The sequence below is a fragment of the Zobellella endophytica genome, assembly GCF_003012775.1.
Taxonomy (GTDB): Bacteria; Pseudomonadota; Gammaproteobacteria; order Enterobacterales; family Aeromonadaceae; genus Oceanimonas; species Oceanimonas endophytica.
This window is the reverse complement of sequence record NZ_PXYG01000001.1, coordinates 467,986-483,563: the sequence shown is the minus strand read 5'-3', so window position 1 is coordinate 483,563 and position 15,578 is coordinate 467,986. Positions and strand designations below refer to the sequence as shown.

At 60.3% G+C, this 15,578-nt stretch carries 19 protein-coding genes; 1 reads left to right on the top strand and 18 read right to left on the bottom strand.

Annotated elements, in window-relative coordinates; translation table 11 throughout:
* Positions 1 to 9 precede the first annotated feature (9 nt).
* The 12 genes from C7H85_RS20205 to C7H85_RS02140 all read right to left on the bottom strand — a co-directional run bounded on the left by C7H85_RS20205 (position 10) and on the right by C7H85_RS02140 (position 10,284).
* Entirely contained in the window at positions 10 to 1,782 is a 1,773-nt protein-coding gene (locus C7H85_RS20205; RefSeq protein WP_106728077.1) for a PAS domain-containing methyl-accepting chemotaxis protein, read from the bottom strand.
* A 201-nt stretch (positions 1,783 to 1,983) separates the two neighbouring features.
* Positions 1,984 to 2,367, bottom strand: a complete 384-nt coding sequence (locus C7H85_RS02185; RefSeq protein ID WP_106728076.1) for a VOC family protein — start codon at positions 2,365 to 2,367, stop codon at positions 1,984 to 1,986.
* Positions 2,368 to 2,375: 8 nt separating this feature from the next.
* Positions 2,376 to 3,227: a GNAT family N-acetyltransferase gene (locus C7H85_RS02180; protein WP_106728075.1), complete on the bottom strand. Its 852-nt coding sequence runs from the start codon at positions 3,225 to 3,227 to the stop codon at positions 2,376 to 2,378.
* A gap of 74 nt (positions 3,228 to 3,301) precedes the next feature.
* Positions 3,302 to 4,090, bottom strand: coding sequence for a hypothetical protein (locus tag C7H85_RS02175; RefSeq protein ID WP_146140399.1), 789 nt, complete (start codon positions 4,088 to 4,090; stop codon positions 3,302 to 3,304).
* A 76-nt stretch (positions 4,091 to 4,166) separates the two neighbouring features.
* Positions 4,167 to 4,883 carry a methyl-accepting chemotaxis protein gene (locus C7H85_RS02170; RefSeq protein ID WP_106728073.1) on the bottom strand — a complete coding sequence of 239 codons (717 nt, stop codon included), beginning with the start codon at positions 4,881 to 4,883 and terminating at the stop codon, positions 4,167 to 4,169.
* 115 nt (positions 4,884 to 4,998) lie between these two features.
* Positions 4,999 to 5,487: a GNAT family N-acetyltransferase gene (locus C7H85_RS02165; RefSeq protein ID WP_106728072.1), complete on the bottom strand. Its 489-nt coding sequence runs from the start codon at positions 5,485 to 5,487 to the stop codon at positions 4,999 to 5,001.
* Positions 5,488 to 5,530: 43 nt separating this feature from the next.
* Positions 5,531 to 6,058 (bottom strand): GrpB family protein, encoded by a 528-nt coding sequence (locus C7H85_RS02160; protein WP_106728071.1) that lies wholly within the window; start codon positions 6,056 to 6,058, stop codon positions 5,531 to 5,533.
* 64 nt (positions 6,059 to 6,122) lie between these two features.
* Positions 6,123 to 6,518: a DoxX family protein gene (locus C7H85_RS02155; protein ID WP_106728070.1), complete on the bottom strand. Its 396-nt coding sequence runs from the start codon at positions 6,516 to 6,518 to the stop codon at positions 6,123 to 6,125.
* 42 nt (positions 6,519 to 6,560) lie between these two features.
* Positions 6,561 to 8,360: a cation:proton antiporter domain-containing protein gene (locus C7H85_RS02150; RefSeq protein ID WP_281257553.1), complete on the bottom strand. Its 1,800-nt coding sequence runs from the start codon at positions 8,358 to 8,360 to the stop codon at positions 6,561 to 6,563.
* Positions 8,361 to 8,379: 19 nt separating this feature from the next.
* Positions 8,380 to 9,510, bottom strand: a complete 1,131-nt coding sequence (locus tag C7H85_RS02145; protein WP_106728602.1) for an ISAs1 family transposase — start codon at positions 9,508 to 9,510, stop codon at positions 8,380 to 8,382.
* A gap of 132 nt (positions 9,511 to 9,642) precedes the next feature.
* The gene (locus tag C7H85_RS19690) at positions 9,643 to 9,798 is read right to left on the bottom strand and encodes a hypothetical protein (protein WP_158260052.1); all 156 of its coding nucleotides are present in this window, start codon (positions 9,796 to 9,798) and stop codon (positions 9,643 to 9,645) included.
* 39 nt (positions 9,799 to 9,837) lie between these two features.
* Positions 9,838 to 10,284 (bottom strand): helix-turn-helix domain-containing protein, encoded by a 447-nt coding sequence (locus C7H85_RS02140; protein WP_106728068.1) that lies wholly within the window; start codon positions 10,282 to 10,284, stop codon positions 9,838 to 9,840.
* A gap of 76 nt (positions 10,285 to 10,360) precedes the next feature.
* Here C7H85_RS02140 and C7H85_RS02135 point away from each other — a divergent pair, with 76 nt between their 5' ends.
* Positions 10,361 to 10,852 carry a DUF2938 domain-containing protein gene (locus tag C7H85_RS02135; protein WP_106728067.1) on the top strand — a complete coding sequence of 164 codons (492 nt, stop codon included), beginning with the start codon at positions 10,361 to 10,363 and terminating at the stop codon, positions 10,850 to 10,852.
* On the opposite strand, the gene C7H85_RS02130 is transcribed toward C7H85_RS02135, so the two are convergent.
* From C7H85_RS02130 to C7H85_RS02105, 6 genes are all read right to left on the bottom strand, one after another.
* Entirely contained in the window at positions 10,840 to 11,478 is a 639-nt protein-coding gene (locus tag C7H85_RS02130; protein WP_106728066.1) for a class I SAM-dependent methyltransferase, read from the bottom strand. The two genes, C7H85_RS02135 and C7H85_RS02130, sit on opposite strands and share 13 nt — an antisense overlap.
* Before the next feature lie 27 nt (positions 11,479 to 11,505).
* Positions 11,506 to 12,174, bottom strand: a complete 669-nt coding sequence (locus tag C7H85_RS02125) for a dihydrofolate reductase family protein (protein WP_106728065.1) — start codon at positions 12,172 to 12,174, stop codon at positions 11,506 to 11,508.
* 79 nt (positions 12,175 to 12,253) lie between these two features.
* Complete coding sequence (locus C7H85_RS02120; protein WP_106728064.1) at positions 12,254 to 12,931, bottom strand: class I SAM-dependent methyltransferase; 678 nt, start codon at positions 12,929 to 12,931, stop codon at positions 12,254 to 12,256.
* A 130-nt stretch (positions 12,932 to 13,061) separates the two neighbouring features.
* A complete protein-coding gene (locus tag C7H85_RS02115; protein WP_106728063.1) occupies positions 13,062 to 13,379 on the bottom strand; it encodes a hypothetical protein in 318 nt (105 codons plus the stop codon).
* Between the two features lie 119 nt (positions 13,380 to 13,498).
* Complete coding sequence (locus C7H85_RS02110) at positions 13,499 to 14,854, bottom strand: hypothetical protein (protein WP_210433535.1); 1,356 nt, start codon at positions 14,852 to 14,854, stop codon at positions 13,499 to 13,501.
* A gap of 113 nt (positions 14,855 to 14,967) precedes the next feature.
* A complete protein-coding gene (locus tag C7H85_RS02105; RefSeq protein WP_106728061.1) occupies positions 14,968 to 15,567 on the bottom strand; it encodes a hypothetical protein in 600 nt (199 codons plus the stop codon).
* Between the last annotated feature and the right edge of the window lie 11 nt (positions 15,568 to 15,578).

Genomic DNA, 15,578 nt, shown 5'->3' with positions numbered 1-15,578 from the left:
GCCCGCGGATCAGGACGGGTGCGCCCCGGCATCGGCTTTTCGGTTCAGCTTGCTCAGGGTGTCGGCCAGGCTGTTCAGCAGGCTCTGGTTCTGGCTGACCACCGCATTGATTTCACTGGCCGATTCGCTGGCCTTGGACGCCAGGATCCGCACCTCGTCCGCCACCACCGAAAACCCCCGCCCCGCCTCGCCGGCCCGGGCCGCTTCTATGGCCGCGTTCAGCGCCAGCAGGTTGGTCTGATCGGCAATGCCGTTGATGCTGGACACCATCTTGTTGATGTTTTTGCCTGAATTGATCAGCTTTTCCATGACCGTATCGCTGGTCCGGATCACCACCAGGTGTTCGGAAATGTCGGTGCCGTACATGATCACTTTCTGCAGCTCGCCGTAGGGATCATTGATGGCGCAGAAGGTGGCGGCGATGCCGATATCCCGGCCGTTGGCGGCGATGTTGATCTCCCGCACCACGTTCTCACCGTGCAGCAGCCGGCCGTGCTGCTCCGGGCTCAGGTAATGCTCCCAGTGCGCCAGGGCGGCGCCGAACTGGGAAGGGGAAATGGCGAACTGGCGCTGGGGGTAATCGTTGATTTCGTTGAGTTCGCCCGTCCTGCTCCACTCCACCAGCAGGTTGGACTGGCCGATCGCCCGGAAGCGGGTCTGGAATTCCATGGCGGTGGATTTCACCCTGGTGATGTCGGCGAGGATGGCGATAAACCCCTGGTGCGCGCCGGCGTTGTCGTACACCGGGTTGCTGGTCACGGAGACCCACAGCGAGCTGCCGTCCTTGCGGTGGATTTCGATCTCGTCGTAAAAGGCGTTGGGGGCATCCAGCTCGGCGCTGATGCGCTCCCGGGTATCCGGATCCGTCTTGGGCCCCACCAGGAAATCCTGGGGCGAATGGTCCCGCACCTCGTCCTGGCAAAAGCCGGTCAGGCGGCTGAACCCCTGGTTGACATACTGGATCCTGCGGTCGGCATTGGTGATGACCACCGCGTTGTCGGTTTCGTTGGCCACCATGGAGAGCAGTCGGAATTCCTGCCGTTGCTCCACCTCCGCCGTGATGTCGCTGGCGAACTTGACGATTTTGATCACCCGGCCGTCGGGGCTCTTGATGGGGTTGTAGGTGGCATGGATCCAGACGGCCCGCCCGCCCTTGGCGATGCGCCTGTATTCCGCCGTCTGGTATTCGCCGGCGTGCAGCCGCCGCCAGAATTGCCGGTAGCCCTCGCCGCCGGCCTCTTCCGGATCGACGAAGAGGCGGTGATGCCGGCCCACCACCTCCTCCAGCCGGTAGCCCATCAGCGCAAGAAAATTGTCATTGGCGAAGAGGATGTGGCCCTCCAGATCGAATTCGATCACCGCCTGGGCCCGGTGGATGGCGGTCAATTGCGACTCGATATTGGCCTTGGCCAGCACCTGCTCGGTCACGTCGGAGGCAAACTTGATGATCTTCCGGACTTTTCCCTTGTGGATGATGGGGGTATAGGACGCCTGGATCCAGACCTCCCTGCCGTTCTTGCCGATGCGCTTGAATTCCGCCGTTTGCGGATGACCGCCGCGCAGGCCGTCCCAGAAATCCTGGTAGGCCTGGCTGTTCGCCGTGTCCGGCTCGACAAAGAGGCAATGGTGCTTGCCCACCACTTCCTCCAGCCGGTAGCCCATCAGCGCAAGAAAGTTGTCATTGGCGGACTGGATAACGCCGTCCAGGGAAAACTGGATAACCGCCTGGGTTTCGTTGATGGCACTGATAATAGCGTCTGAACCGGATTTGATGCCGAACATGACCTGCACTCCCTTGCCCACGATGGATGCCCCCGAGCACCGAACGGCCGGCCCCCGATGGCCGGTGCCTCCCCCAGCCCGGAGTCTGTTAGATTAGCTCAAACGGAACCGCTCTTATAAACAAGTCGGCACGGTTCGCCGCCAACTTGAGAAAAAAACCGGACGAGTCGTAAAAAAGCCGGGGCGAGCGCCAGGGCCGGCTCAGCCGCCCATCGCGTAGGGCCGGGTCATGATCTCGAGCAGGTGGCCGTCGGGATCGTCGAAATAGCAGCCGCGCCCGCCGTGCTGCCGGTACAGCTCGCCGGCCCGCTGGCGGCCGGGATCGGCCCAGTAGTCCAGCCCCTGCTCACGCAGGCGGGCGAAGGCCCGATCGAAGGTGTCGTCGTCGAGCAGAAAGGCGTAGTGCTGGGCGGCGATGCGCCCCTCCCGCTGGTAGAAGTCGAGCGATACCCCGTTATCGAGCCGCACCACCAGCATGGGGCCGAACAGCACCGGCTCGGGCAGGCCGAGCAGCCCGGCCAGAAAACGCGCCGAGTGCTGCTTGTCGCGACACCAGACGATGGTGTGGTTCAGCTCCGCTCCCATGACCGCCCCTAGCCCAGCTCGAAGCTGGTGATCCCGAACATCCGCCCCACCGCCAGCTCGGGCGGTCGGCCGGTATACATGCGGGCGGTGTTGAACACCACCTGCATGCCCCGCCGTTCGGCCAGGGCCACGGCGGCGGCATTGACCGAGGGCACATCCAGGTAGAAGGGGGCGCCCGGCGTGGCCCGGTTCAGCAGGGCCTGCAGCAACAGCTCCGCCTGGGACTCGTCGTCGGCGAACAGCGGGCCGACCTTGTAGCCGGAGCGGCAGGGCCGGATAACGCCATAGCCCGCCAGCCGGGAGCCCTGACGGACCCCCAGCGTCACCGAGCCGGTCTGGGCGAGCCAGCCGCGGAGAAAACGTGCCCGCTCGGCCGGAAAGCAGTCCCGATCGTAGTCGGCGAACGCCTCGAAGGGCATGGCCGGAAACGCCACCAGGCCCTCCGGCTCGCTCAGGCCGCCGGCCACCCGGCCCTCGTAGCGCGCATTCTGGCAGGCCAGGACAAAACCGGACTTGCGGTAGTTGTCCTGCTGCGCCACCACCCCGTCCAGGCCCACATTGCGCCCGGCCAGCCGGGCCATGCCCGCCTGCCACAGGCGCAGGCCATGGCCCTGGCCGCGAAACGGTGGTGTGACGATATAAAAACCGAGAAAGCCGAAGTCATCGCCGTATTTCACCACCGAAATGCAGGCGATGGGCTGCCCATCGAGCAGGCCGAGCAAAAACCCCTCCGGATCGGCCTGGTAGAAGGAATCCATGTCGTGCAGGCCCGGATTCCACCCTTCCCGGGCCGCCCACTCCACCGCCAGCCCGGCTTCCTGCCGGCTCATGGGGCGAATTTGATAACGCGGTTCGGCCATCTCGATACCCTGCTTGGTAAACGGTTGTTGATTACAGCATAGCTGGCCATCCCGCCGCTCGGGCCAACCCTCGCCTAGCCGAGTTGGCCGGCCGCCTGGCTCAGCCCCAGGAGATAGCCCGGCAGGGGGTATTTTCGCTCGATGTCTTCGTTCCGCTCACCCTGTTCCAGCCGGCGGCACAGGCCGGCCAGGCTGGCGGAATCCAGCTCGCTGGCGTTGCAGACCGTCACGTAATAGCCCCGCTGCTGCGCCAGGTTGTCTATCGCACAGCCGAGCTGATCCCCGCTCAGCACCTCGTCATCCATCATCTTCATCAGGACCTGGCACAGATCCATGGCGGTCCGGATCAACGTGGTGGCGCCACGAACAAAATAGTTGACCGTCAGCTCGTCCCCGGTGCCGGCCTGCAACGCCGCCCCCCGCGCGTTGAAAGCCAGCACCTCCTTGTAGTAGTTGTCGAGCCGGATCCGGGTATCGAGATCCTGAAGGTCTTTCACATAGCTTTCGTAGCAGATCACATGCAGCCCGGCGTGGGAAATGTCCGCCCGCTCGAAGATGCCCGGCCGGGCCCGATGCATCCAGAGGGGGTTGATGCCATCGAGCGTGCGCACCAGGGTGGCCAGGTGACCGGCCAGCTCCACCAGAAACAGCGCCGGCGTTTCGTTCTGAAGCCGTTTCAGCTGTATCGTTTGCTGCCGTGCCAGTTCGGCGGTGAATTTTTCCAGCCGTAATTGTTCTTGCTGGATCCTGCTGGAGCGATACAAGGAGTAAAAGGAAATGATGACGGCGACGAGGGCGATCAGGTTGGCGATATGCTCCTGCTCGCCGGCCATCCAGGTCACGAAATCACCGATGGTCTGCATGGCCGTCCCCCGCAACATCGCCGGGACCCGCCCGGCTCACCACACTCCGGCCTGACGAGGCCGAACAAGATACCCACTACCAGTGTTGTAGCGCCGGCGGCCCGGCGCCACCCGGATCGGCCGCCGTCGGTCCGGTTACAGCTGGAAGCGGACCACCGCCTGCTGCAGCTGAGCGCGATGCCTGCTCGACGACATGGGTGGCCTGTTGACGGCTTTTCTCCATGGCCTCCACCGCGCTGCGCGATCCCTGCTGCAACTTGCCGATGGTCCCCTTGATCTGCTCGGTGGCCTGCTGGGTACGCCCGGTCAGGGTGCGCACCTCATCCGCCGCCACCGCGAAGCCTCGCCCCTGCTCTCCGGCCCGGGCCGCTTCAATGGCCGCGTTCAGCGCCAGCAGGTTGATCTGCTCGGCAATGCCGGTGATCACATCGAGAATCTGTGATATTTCGGCACTGTCCTGATCGAGCCGATGGATCAGGCCGGCGGTCTCTTCCACCTGGCCGGCCAGTTGCTGGATGCCCGTTACCGCGGCCGCCACGATGCCGGTGCCGGACGCACTCTCCCGGCTGGCGCTGGCGGCAGCCGAGGAAGTCCGGCCGATATTGTCGGCCACATGCTGGGCCGTGGCGGCCATTTCATGCATGGCGGTGGCCACCTGGGTAATTTCCGACTGTTGCCGGCGCACGCTGTGGCCGGTTTCGCCGGACACCTCCAGCAGGGCCGAAGAAGCGGTAGCCAACCGCTCGGCGGCGGCGCTGATGCTCGATACCATCTCCAGCAGGTTACCCCGCATGGTTTCCAGGGCCTGGGCGGCCCGGGCGATTTCGTCCCGGCCGGGCGCAAACGGCCTTGAGCCGGTGGCACAAAAATCCGGACATAAAGCCGACCCGGCAGGGGACCCGACGGCCTCACTCCGCCAGCCATTTGTACATCACCAGGGCGTCCACATCGCCCTGGCGGGGGTGATGGAAGGCCCTGGGCAGCCGGCCCACGGTGGCGAAGCCGAGCCGGCTCCACAGCCGCACCGCGCCCTCGTTGGTCGAGGCCACAAAGTTGAACTGCATGGCCCGGTAGCCGAGCGCCAGCGCCACCTGCTGGGAATGTTCGCACATGGCACTGGCCAGGCCCCGCCCGCGCGCCGCCGCCGACACCATGTAGCCGCAGTTGCACACGTGGCTGCCGGGGCCGGCCTGGTTGGTCTTGATGTAGTAGGTGCCGAGGATGCGGCCTTCCTCCTCGGCCACGAAGGTCTTACGCGGCAGCTCCAGCCACAGCTGGCGGGCCTGCTCGCGGTTAATATCCCGCGGATAGGCGTAGGTGTCGCCGGCGGCGGCGATGTCGCGGAAAATGGGCCAGATCTGCTCGAAGTCGTCTTGGGTTGCTGCTCTGATATTCATGGCGGTTGTCTTCAATGGGGATGTGGATAATGAAAAAGGCGCCTCAGGTGCCGGCCCGGGCACGCCAGGCCAGGGCGAGCGCCTCGTGGGTTTTGATGAAGTCGTCCTTGCCCTGGCAGTAACGGGCCAGATCGTTCCCGCAGGAGGCCGCCACCCGCTGCTTCAACGCCTGGTATTGGGCCGCAATATCGGGAAAGGCGATCAGGTAATCCCGAAACGCCAGGTGCCGCTCGATATGCCCGGAGCCCTGCTCGAAGGCGTGGATCTGATGCGTGCGGTCGAGCCCGCCCTTGGGAAAATAGCGCCGCCCGGGCATGCCGAATTCCCCTTTCGCCTCGTATCCCTGCGCCTCCAGCCGGGGCGACGCCCGGTCCAGCCTGGCCAGGGAATCGACCACCAGCAGGATATCGATGATCGGCTTGGCCATCAGCCCGGGCACCGCCGTGCTGCCGATATGATGCACCGCCAGCCCGACGTCGCCGAGGGCGTGTTCGATGGCCGCCTTTTCCTGTATAAAAATCCCTGGCCAGCACGCGCAATAGGGCCGCACCACAATTTCTCTTAAGCTCATGTCGACTCGCTGTTGATGTTGCACCACGGCGGCGCCCGCGGGCGCCGCCGTGGCAAAATCCGGATCAGCGCCGGCCAGAACGCAGGCAGTCCAGGCTCCAGCAGCCGCCGCCGGCGAATACAAAGTAGAAGAAGGTAAAGCAGAACATGATGGCCAGCTCGCCGCCGTTGTTCAACGGCCAGAAATCCTGCGGGGCATGGACGATAAAGTAGGCGAAGGCCATCAGCCCCGAGAGCACGAAGGCCACCGGCCGGGTGAACAGGCCGAGCAGCAGCAGGGCGCCACCGAACAGCTCGAGCACACCGGCCGTGCCGGAAAGCGTGAACAGATCGAACTCGCCCCGCTGGGCGGCGGGAAAGCCGAACAGTTTTTGCCCGCCGTGCTGCATAAACAGAAAGGCGGACACCATGCGCACCACACTCAGCACCCGGGGGCGCCATGCATTAAGGAACTTTTCCATTTTTATTCTCCGTGTTGTGTTGTTATCAATATTGAATGTAGGTCAGTCGCCGCCGGGCGCAACGCCGCTTTCCGGCGGCCGCCACGGCGGCACCTCGTCCCGGCTGGGCGGCTGCCAGTCTTGCCGCATCACCTGGCTGAGGGTTTCTTCCAGCTTCATGAACAGCTCGCCGTAGCGGGGGCTGAAGCGGATGCCCTCCTCTATCTCCTTCCAGGCCTCGAACAGCTCGTCTTCGTGTTCCTTCTCGTTGTTGATAAAGGCCCAGGTCATCCGCCGGGCGCGCAGCGGGTGCACGCCGAAGGCGGTCAGCGCCTGGCCGCCCAGCTCCAGGGCGGAGTGGTAGGTTTCGCTCACCACCTCGTCGGCCCCCGCCCGCCGCAGCTCGTAGCCGTGGCCCCGGTCGAAGGCCCGCGCCAGCACCCAGAGCCCCGGGTAGTGCCGCTTGACGAGGTGCACCAGGGCCACCGCCCGCTCCCGGTCGTCGATGGCCACCACCAGCAGGCGGGCCTGGGCGATGCCGGCGGTGTCCAGCAGATCCAGGCGGCTGGCGTCGCCGAAGTAACTCTTGATGTGGATGCGGCGCAGGTTCTCGATTTGATCCAGGGCCAGGTCCAGCGCCACGATGGGAATGTTGTTGGCCCGCAGCAGCCGGCACACGATCTGGCCGAAACGCCCGACACCGGCCACGATCACCGGTGCCTGCTCCCCGATGGCATCCCCCTCCCGCGGGGCGTTGCGGTCCTCCCGGTATCGCGGCAGGATCAGCCGATCGTAGGCGATGAACAGCAGCGGCGTGAGGAACATCGACAGCGCCACCACCAGCGACAGCAACTGGGCCAGATCCGCCGGCATGACCCGGCTCTGCATGCTGTAGGTGAGCAGCACAAAGCCGAACTCGCCGGCCTGGGCCAGGCCCAGCACGAACAGCCAGCCGTCCCGCCCCCGCAGGCCGAACAACAGCGCCAGCCCCAGCAGCACCGCCGCCTTCACCGCCATGACCGCCAGCCCCAGGGCCAGCACCTTGCCGCCCTGGGCCGCCAGCACTTCGAAGTTGATGCCGGCCCCCACCGTGATGAAAAACAGTCCCAGCAACAGGCCCTTGAACGGCTCTATGTTGGCCTCCAGCTCATGGCGGAACTCGCTGTTGGCCAGCACCACCCCCGCCAGGAAGGCGCCGAGGGCGGGCGACAGGTTCACCACGCTCATCAGCGCGGCGATGCCGATCACCAGCATCAGGGCGGTGGCGGTAAACACCTCCCGCATGCCGGAACGCACCACATAGCGAAACAGCGGCCGGCTCAGGTAGTGGCCGCCGACGATCACCGCCGCCACCGCGCCCACCACCACCAGCGCGTGGGCCCAGTCGGGCAGGTCGGCCACCAGGCTGAGGCCGCCGTGATGCCCCGCCTCCGGCCCGGTCGCGCCCGCCCCGGACAGCGCCAGCAAGGGGATCAGGGCCAGCATGGGAATGACCGCGATGTCCTGGAACAGCAGCACCGAAAAGGCACCGCGGCCGCCCCGGGTTTTGGTCAGCCCCTTCTCGTTGAGCGTTTGCAGGACGATGGCGGTGGACGACAGGGAAAAGATCAGCCCCACCGCCAGCGCGGTTTGCCACGGCAGCCCCAGCCACCCGGCGATGGCCATGCCGGCGGCGGAAGTCAGCACCACCTGCAGCCCGCCCAGCCCCAGCAACTGGAGCCGCATGGCCCACAAGGATTTGGGATCCAGCTCCATGCCCACCAGGAACAGCATCATCACCACGCCGAATTCGGCGAAATGCTGGATGATGGCGGCCTCCTGGCCCACCAGCCCGGTGACCGGGCCGATGACCACGCCGGCCACCAGGTAGCCCAGGGCAAGATTATGAAACCCCCAGTCCTGACAAGACTTGCGACAGGTAGGCGTTGTTTCGGCTTGCCCGCTTTTGTTTGCGTTTCATTCCGGCCTTGAAGCTGGTGTCTCCCTTCAACGCATTGAAGGCGATATGCCGGATGGTGGCCATGTTTTCGCCGGCCTGCTCTCGCCGAATGCGGCAGTCGTCTTCCCGCATGCCTACATCGAGTTGCCAGTGCAGCTGGGATTCTATCGACCAGTGGGAGCGGCTGGCTTCCAGCAGCTCCTTGGCCGACAGTTTGGCTGAGCTGATGTAGTAGCGCACCTTGATGTCCTTGGCCGGTTGACCGCTCACTTCCCGTATCGCCGCCACTACGCCTAAGGTTTTTAACTCCGGCCAGTCAAACACCAAATCTCCCAGAATGGATAGGTCGTCCACCGCCAGACTCAGCCTGGTTTCCTTGCGGCCATGGCCGCTTTCCTGCGTGCTGTAGCTGTCACTATCGGGATGCTGAAACATCTCCATCCGGAAGTAATGATTGAAGGCTTCTTCCAGCTTGGGCTGATTGCCTTTCACCGCCAGCAGGTAGTCCGCGCCCTTGTTGATCACCTTCTGGGCGATGGCCCGCTGGCAGCCCATGGCGTCGATGGTCACCAGGCAGCCACGAATGCTCAGCAGCTCCAGCAGTTCGGGAATGGCGGTGATCTCATTCGATTTATCATCGGTTTTGACCTGGCCCAGCACCACCTGATTGGCGGCGCTGAACGCCGATACCATGTGGATGGCGCCTTGCCGCCGGCCCTTGTCGTAGCTGCCTCGCAGGGTTTTGCCGTCGATGGCGACCACTTCTCCTTCGGTGGCCACATGGCAGTCTTTCATCCAGGCGGCAAAGCGCTTTTGCAGCTGTTTGGCCGAGAGCATGCCCATCACCCGGGCGATGGTATCGTGCACCGGCACGCCGTTCTCGAAGTCACCGTACTGGCGCAGCCAGTCGAGATGATCGACGCCGAAATCCTCTATTTCCTCCCATCCTTCGGCGCCGCCAATCACGGCCACGATGGTGAGAAAGAGGATGTCCGAGAGCTTGTGCTCCACTTTCCATTGCTGGCGCGGGTCACTGATGATGGATAGGTGCTGCAAGAGGCCGATTCCGTTCATGGCGATCATCTGTCGTTGAAAAGACAGCATATGATCACAGCTAGAATTGATCGTCAAAGCGATCCTTTAATATCGAGATTTTTCTTCAAAAAAGGTGCGTTCCGGTGTACAAAGTGGCTGCTATATTCAAAATCAAACCTCGCTGAAAGCCTTTTCCCATAAGGCTTTTTCATGATCTTGCCCTGCCAGGTAGCCGAGCACCGAGCCGAGCCCGAAGCGCTTGGCCAGCGGCACCGCCACCACCGCCGCCAGCAGGTAGATAAAGGCCTGGATAAAATATAGGGTCATGGCTGTTGCTCCTTCCTGGTGTGAACCGGGTGCGGCCGCTCAGGGCCGTTTCGGCGCCGGGCGCCCTTTGCGGGCGGGGGTTTTCCGGCCCCGGCCGCTCCCGGGCCTGCCGGCGGCCAGCCCCAGCAGTCGGCGGAAGCTGGGGCATTCCATATGGCTCGGCGCCGGGCAGGCGGCCGCGTGGCGCAGCCCGTCGCGCATGGCGGTTAACCGGCGGATGGCCTGGTCCAGCTCCTCCGCCTTGTTCGCCAGCAACTGCCGGTCGATCCGGGGCTGGCCGTCGGCGCCGAACATCAGGGCTATCTCGTCCAGCGAAAACCCCACCGAGCGCCCCAGCGCGATCAGGGCCAGCTGCTCCAGCACCCCGGGCGCGAACTGGCGGCGCAAGCCCCGCCGGCCGGTGGAAACAATCAGCCCCTTTTGCTCGTAGAAGCGCAGCGTGGACGCCGGAACGCCGGCGCGCCGCGCCACCTCGGAAATGTCCATCACTCTCCCCTTGACCTCAAGTCGACTTCAAGTTGTACGCTACCACCATCATCACTACAAACACCAGGAGACTCTTATGACTCATCTTTTCTTCACCCTGTGCATCGGCATTGGCGCCACCATGGTCATGGATTTGTGGGGACTGCTGCGCCGGCCGCTGTTCGGCGTGCCGCCCGCCAACTACGGGATGGTGGGGCGCTGGGTCGCCCATATGGCGCGGGGCCGCTTTCGCCATGACGCCATCGCGCAAGCGGCGCCGGTGCCGGGCGAACAGCCGCTGGGCTGGGCGGTTCACTACCTCACCGGCATCGGCTTTGCGGCGGTGCTGACCGGCATCTGGGGGCCGGCCTGGCTGCAGCAGCCCACCCTGGGCCCCGCGCTTATCGTGGGCATCGGCACCCTGGCGGCCCCGTTCCTGCTGATGCAACCCTGCATGGGGCTGGGCGTTGCCGCCTCCCGCATGCCGCGCCCCGGCACCGCCCGCCTGCAGAGCCTGATCACCCACGCGATCTTCGGGCTCGGCCTGTACGCCGCAGCCTGGGCCATGCGGCTGTTTTACCCGGTGTGAAGCCCTGCCGTGCCCTTGCTGGCAACGATAAACACCGAGCCCCTGCCCGGCTGCCACTGGTGCTCGATGCGAAAGCCGGCCTTGGTCAGCCCGGCCACCAACTGCTGCCGGCCCAGGCGGTTTACGTAGGGGGCCAGGCCCAGGCGCTGCATCAGGGGTATCAATAACCGCCAGAAGACCGCGATGTCACCGACCAGCGCGGTACTGGAAACGAAAATACCGCCCGGTTTCAACAGCCGGTGCACCCTGGCCAGGGCCGCATCCAGATCGTCGAGCAGGTGCAACACGTTGAGCCCCAGGACGGCGTCGAAGCTTGCCGCGGCCAGTTCGAGGCTTTCCAGGGTGCCCTGTTGGAAGCTGATATTGTCCACCCCGGCCTCCCTCGCCCTCTGCCCGGCGATGTCCAGCATGGTGTCCGAGATATCGGTCGCGAGGATATGCCCGACGTGGGGCGCATGGATAATGGCGGTGCCGCCGGTGCCGCAGCCGAACTCCAGCACCGACCAGTCCGGCCGGAAATACCCCTGGGTGATCGCCAGCTTCCTTTGGTAGGCCTGCTCGTCCCGGATCCGGCTCTTGGCGTAACGGGGCGCGCTTTTATCCCAAAATGTTTTTGCGTCCTTCAATGCTCTGCCTCCGGTTTTTTAGGCACATCACCAGCTCCCCTTCGCCATCCTGCGGCGCCGCGCCAGCTCCTTGTCGCTCGGCTCGGCAGCGGCGAATGTGCCGGGCCGGATTTCGCCAGCGGGCACATAGGTGCTCATCACAACGCCGCTGGCCGACATCCGGGAGCGGACGAGCCGCAGCGCGCAGGGCCTGGCCGCCTCGCCGAAAAGGCGCTTGCCCCGCCCGAGCAGCAGCGGAAAGGTCCAGACATGGTATTCGTCTATCAGGGCGGCGGCCTGCAGCGTGTGCAGCAGATTGCCGCTGCCGATGACCTGCAGGCTGGGGCCCGGCCGGGCCTTGAGCGCCCTGATGGCCGCGACGACATCGCCACGGAGCAGGGCCGAGTTGTGCCAGTGGAGCGCCGTCAAGGTACGCGACGCGACATGCTTTTTGGCGGCATTGAGCGTGTTCGCCACCGGATCCTCGCCGGGCTGGTACGGCCAGTAGGCCTCGAAGATCTCGTAGGTTTTGCGGCCGAGCACCAGCTCCCGATCCTGGCCGGTGAACCCCGCCGCCGAGAGATCCATGGCCTCATCCCAGTAGTTGAACATCCAGCCGCCGAGGGCAAAGCCGCCGGTCGGATCCTCCTCCGGCCCGCCGGGGGCCTGCATAATGCCGTCCAGCGACACAAAGGTAGAGGCGACAAGCCTTCTCATGGCAACACTCCTATCTTCATATATCGGTGGCTAACGCTTGCAGCAGAGGCGGGAGCGACCGTCCTGCTGCCTACGATTGTTACACGGGATTTGCCACCAACATCTCCGTGGCCCCTTTTTGAAATTGATAATCGACAGGTTGAAGCGAAGTCCTAACTCCGTCACCAGCCAACGCTTCGATGACCGCTGACAAATGCTTTGACTGCTTTCCGTCCAATGAAAGCAAAGGGTAAACCCGAACCTCGGTGGCAACCCGACATAGCTCTCTCATGCCCTGAATGTGCTGCTCTAGATCGAAGTGCTCGCTATACAGGAACAGAAAGTGCGAGCACAGCGCCAACTCGAACTGCTGATCATCAAAGGGGAGATAAGGAAGCGAAGCACATGTGTACCGACCAGCTTCCAAGCCTGCATCGTAGTCAGACAAAAACTGCTGCATAGCATCCATGCGCACCTTACCCAACTCCGCAACATCCTTTATGCTTTCCCAGATATAGCTCTCTGCATTTTGTTCCATCTGGCTCATGATCTGAGGATAAACCTCATCGATACGAGAGCGGATCTGGTCACCTGAGAATTGATAGACGGGATCAACAGACACCACATTGCCGCCACGTAGAGTGACTTCCGCATTGAAACACGCCGGACCATCACCACAACCAAGCAACTTTTTTTGTAGATCGCCTTCAGACAAGGAAAAAATGGATCTGTATTCCTGGAACGAACGTCCCCACGGCACTACGCTATCCAGCTTCACTGCTGAGTCTCCTTAATTATGTGTAACGCTAAGCACAGCTGCATTTTTGGAAGAGCCTTTGTGTGGTACACACCACACAAAAGAGCGATGGAAAAAATGTCAGCTGGTGCGCCTTGTTATGGCATGCTTACTACTTGCTGGCTTTGAACCACGACTCGTCGCCTAAGTGAATGTAGAGCATACCGTAAATTTCATTTTTCTTTTCAATTATTGCCCAGCCACGCCCACTAGCGGGATCACATTCACTATTGCCTTCCCACGAAAACTCCAATTTGGGCTGTGGCTTCTCCGTGTATCTGCAGTCAATCTCTCCGCGAACTGTACCAAAAACAAAATTGCCTAAATCATCCTTGTCAAATCGAATATACCCCGGTTCAACAAGATCAATATACTCTTGGTCCCATTGTTCCATTTCTACTATTTTCCATTTCCCTAAAAATTCTTTCATAAGACAAGCCTTTAAATTATATTGCATGAAGCTAGGCAATGGGGCCATAACGCCGCGCTCTGCGGCAAATTTGGAGCGCAGCGGAAAATTTGTCCGACAGCAGCGCTTTGTTAGAGCAATTACATAGGGCTTTTAAATGGCGAATGCGCATTCCTGTGCCTAGGTTCCTCTTGCTTTGGACTGTATGCCCTTGCCCTTTTATCTTCTAAAATTCGGCTACCCAAAATATCTCTAGCCTCTCCCAACGACCAAACAGTAGATAAATCATGGGTAAGATTCCTGTAGACCGAACGAAATCCTCTAGGCTGTTTCAAGTTGTAAAAGAATTCCGGAACTTTAACTTTAAAGTTATATCCGGGGACTTTAGGTAGACTATTTAGGGCTGCATAGGTGTTGTATACATGCACCAGTTTAGTAACGGGAACTCCTTGCCTAGTCTGGAGGCCATACTTAATCCGGATATCATTGGACGCTTTCCCGATATCTTGAATGATGGCTGAAACAGCTCTATTTGCATCAGCAATATCATGTTCATCAAAAAGCCGGCGTACTTCCCTCATTTTTTCCCTAGCCTCAACGAATTCTGAATTATTTCTAATATTGTATGCCGCTTGCACAATATGCGCCGGATCGCCAGTTTCCTTTGCAAGCCAAGCCGAAAATACAGGGAGAGATGTTGAGGTGGAGGCCGTTAATCCACCATTGTGAATATCTATCAAGTCGGTGCTTAGCGATGTCGAAAAATGCTCCACTATGTGCTTTGCATAATCAAATCCGTAATGGCATGTCTGACTGATATAGCTTTGTTGATATGCTTGGCGAATTGGATATAGAAAGGTATCTGCTTGCAAATATTTCGCAGTTAGCGAGTAAAAAATTGAACGGTTAGCAAGCCAAACCAAAGAAGCAACAAATGCCTTAATAGCACCTGATGCCTCACCACTAGACTCACCATTTCCCCACTTAGCCCCGGGAACTTTATAACCTTTAACTATTGGATTTCCATAGCGATCTAGCAGCTCTACATTTCCACTTGTTCTTCTTCCAGCATCACTAGCATCGCCCAGCTCTGCGAATATGGAAGCGGCGATATTCCCATACTTTTCGAAATCTTGTTGATTATCCGATAGATTCTTTAGCGTCAAATGATAAACACTTGAGCTAATATCCCAAGTACAAACAATATGTGTTTGAAGGAGTTCAATCAGCTTTCTGAAATCATCATTTACAAATTCACCGCCCTGAAGTTTTGGCCTTAATTGATTTGCCCTCTCGGTAGCAGTCGCTTCTATTTCATCTAAATTGTATTCAGTTGTATTTAAAAAGGTAATATCCGGGAAAGAAGCGATCCTTGCATCACGGTGTGCAGGAATATAGTCATCCACTGCAACCAACCTGTCATAAAAAAGAATGGCTTGGATATAATTCTCAAACGCCACAATATCTGTATCGACAGAGTCCTTCGATTTAGTCAAGGCTTGACCTGTCAGCCTCTGGACTGCAGTTAACGTGGAGTTGTCAATCAATGCGTAAGTCAATTTATTTCCTCAGACTTCGATTAGCTCTAACGCCGCCATAAGCGGCGAGTTTACGAGTCCGCCTTGATGGCCTTGTTAGCCATTGCAGCGATTTCGGTTTTTCCGCCAATAATGAAAAGCCCAAGTAGCTCGTTGGCTTCTATCCCTTTGTTGCTTTCGCCCAAATCTAACCGCATCTCTCGGAACAGAGAGTCAACCAGCAAGAGGCTTTGCGTAGCACTTTCATCACTTGCAGATGCTGCTCTCCAATTTGAGTAGGCCTTAACAACGCCAGGACCGCCGTAGACCATTATTTTTGAAGTAAAGTTATAAAAAAACTCTTCGATGTTTTCAGGAAGGACATCATCACCCTCTTTGCCCTGCTTGGTATTGCGCATAAGCTGAATAACAACGTCCATAAATTCATTGTACGTTTCTGCTTTCTTTTCTCGATGAGCTTCAAAGGCAGTTTTTTCTTTCGCCTTGCGGGAGTTATAAGAAGCAATAAATACAGATGATATTACCGTAGCGGTGCCGGCGACTAACGCAGCACCAACACTAGGATTTACGTCTTTAACGGCCTCGCCTAGCCATGAAAATATTTCGTAGATAATGTAACCCGCTATGGCTATCAGCAAAAAGCCAAAGGCAATGGAAAGCTTATTTTTCATTGTTCACCTTC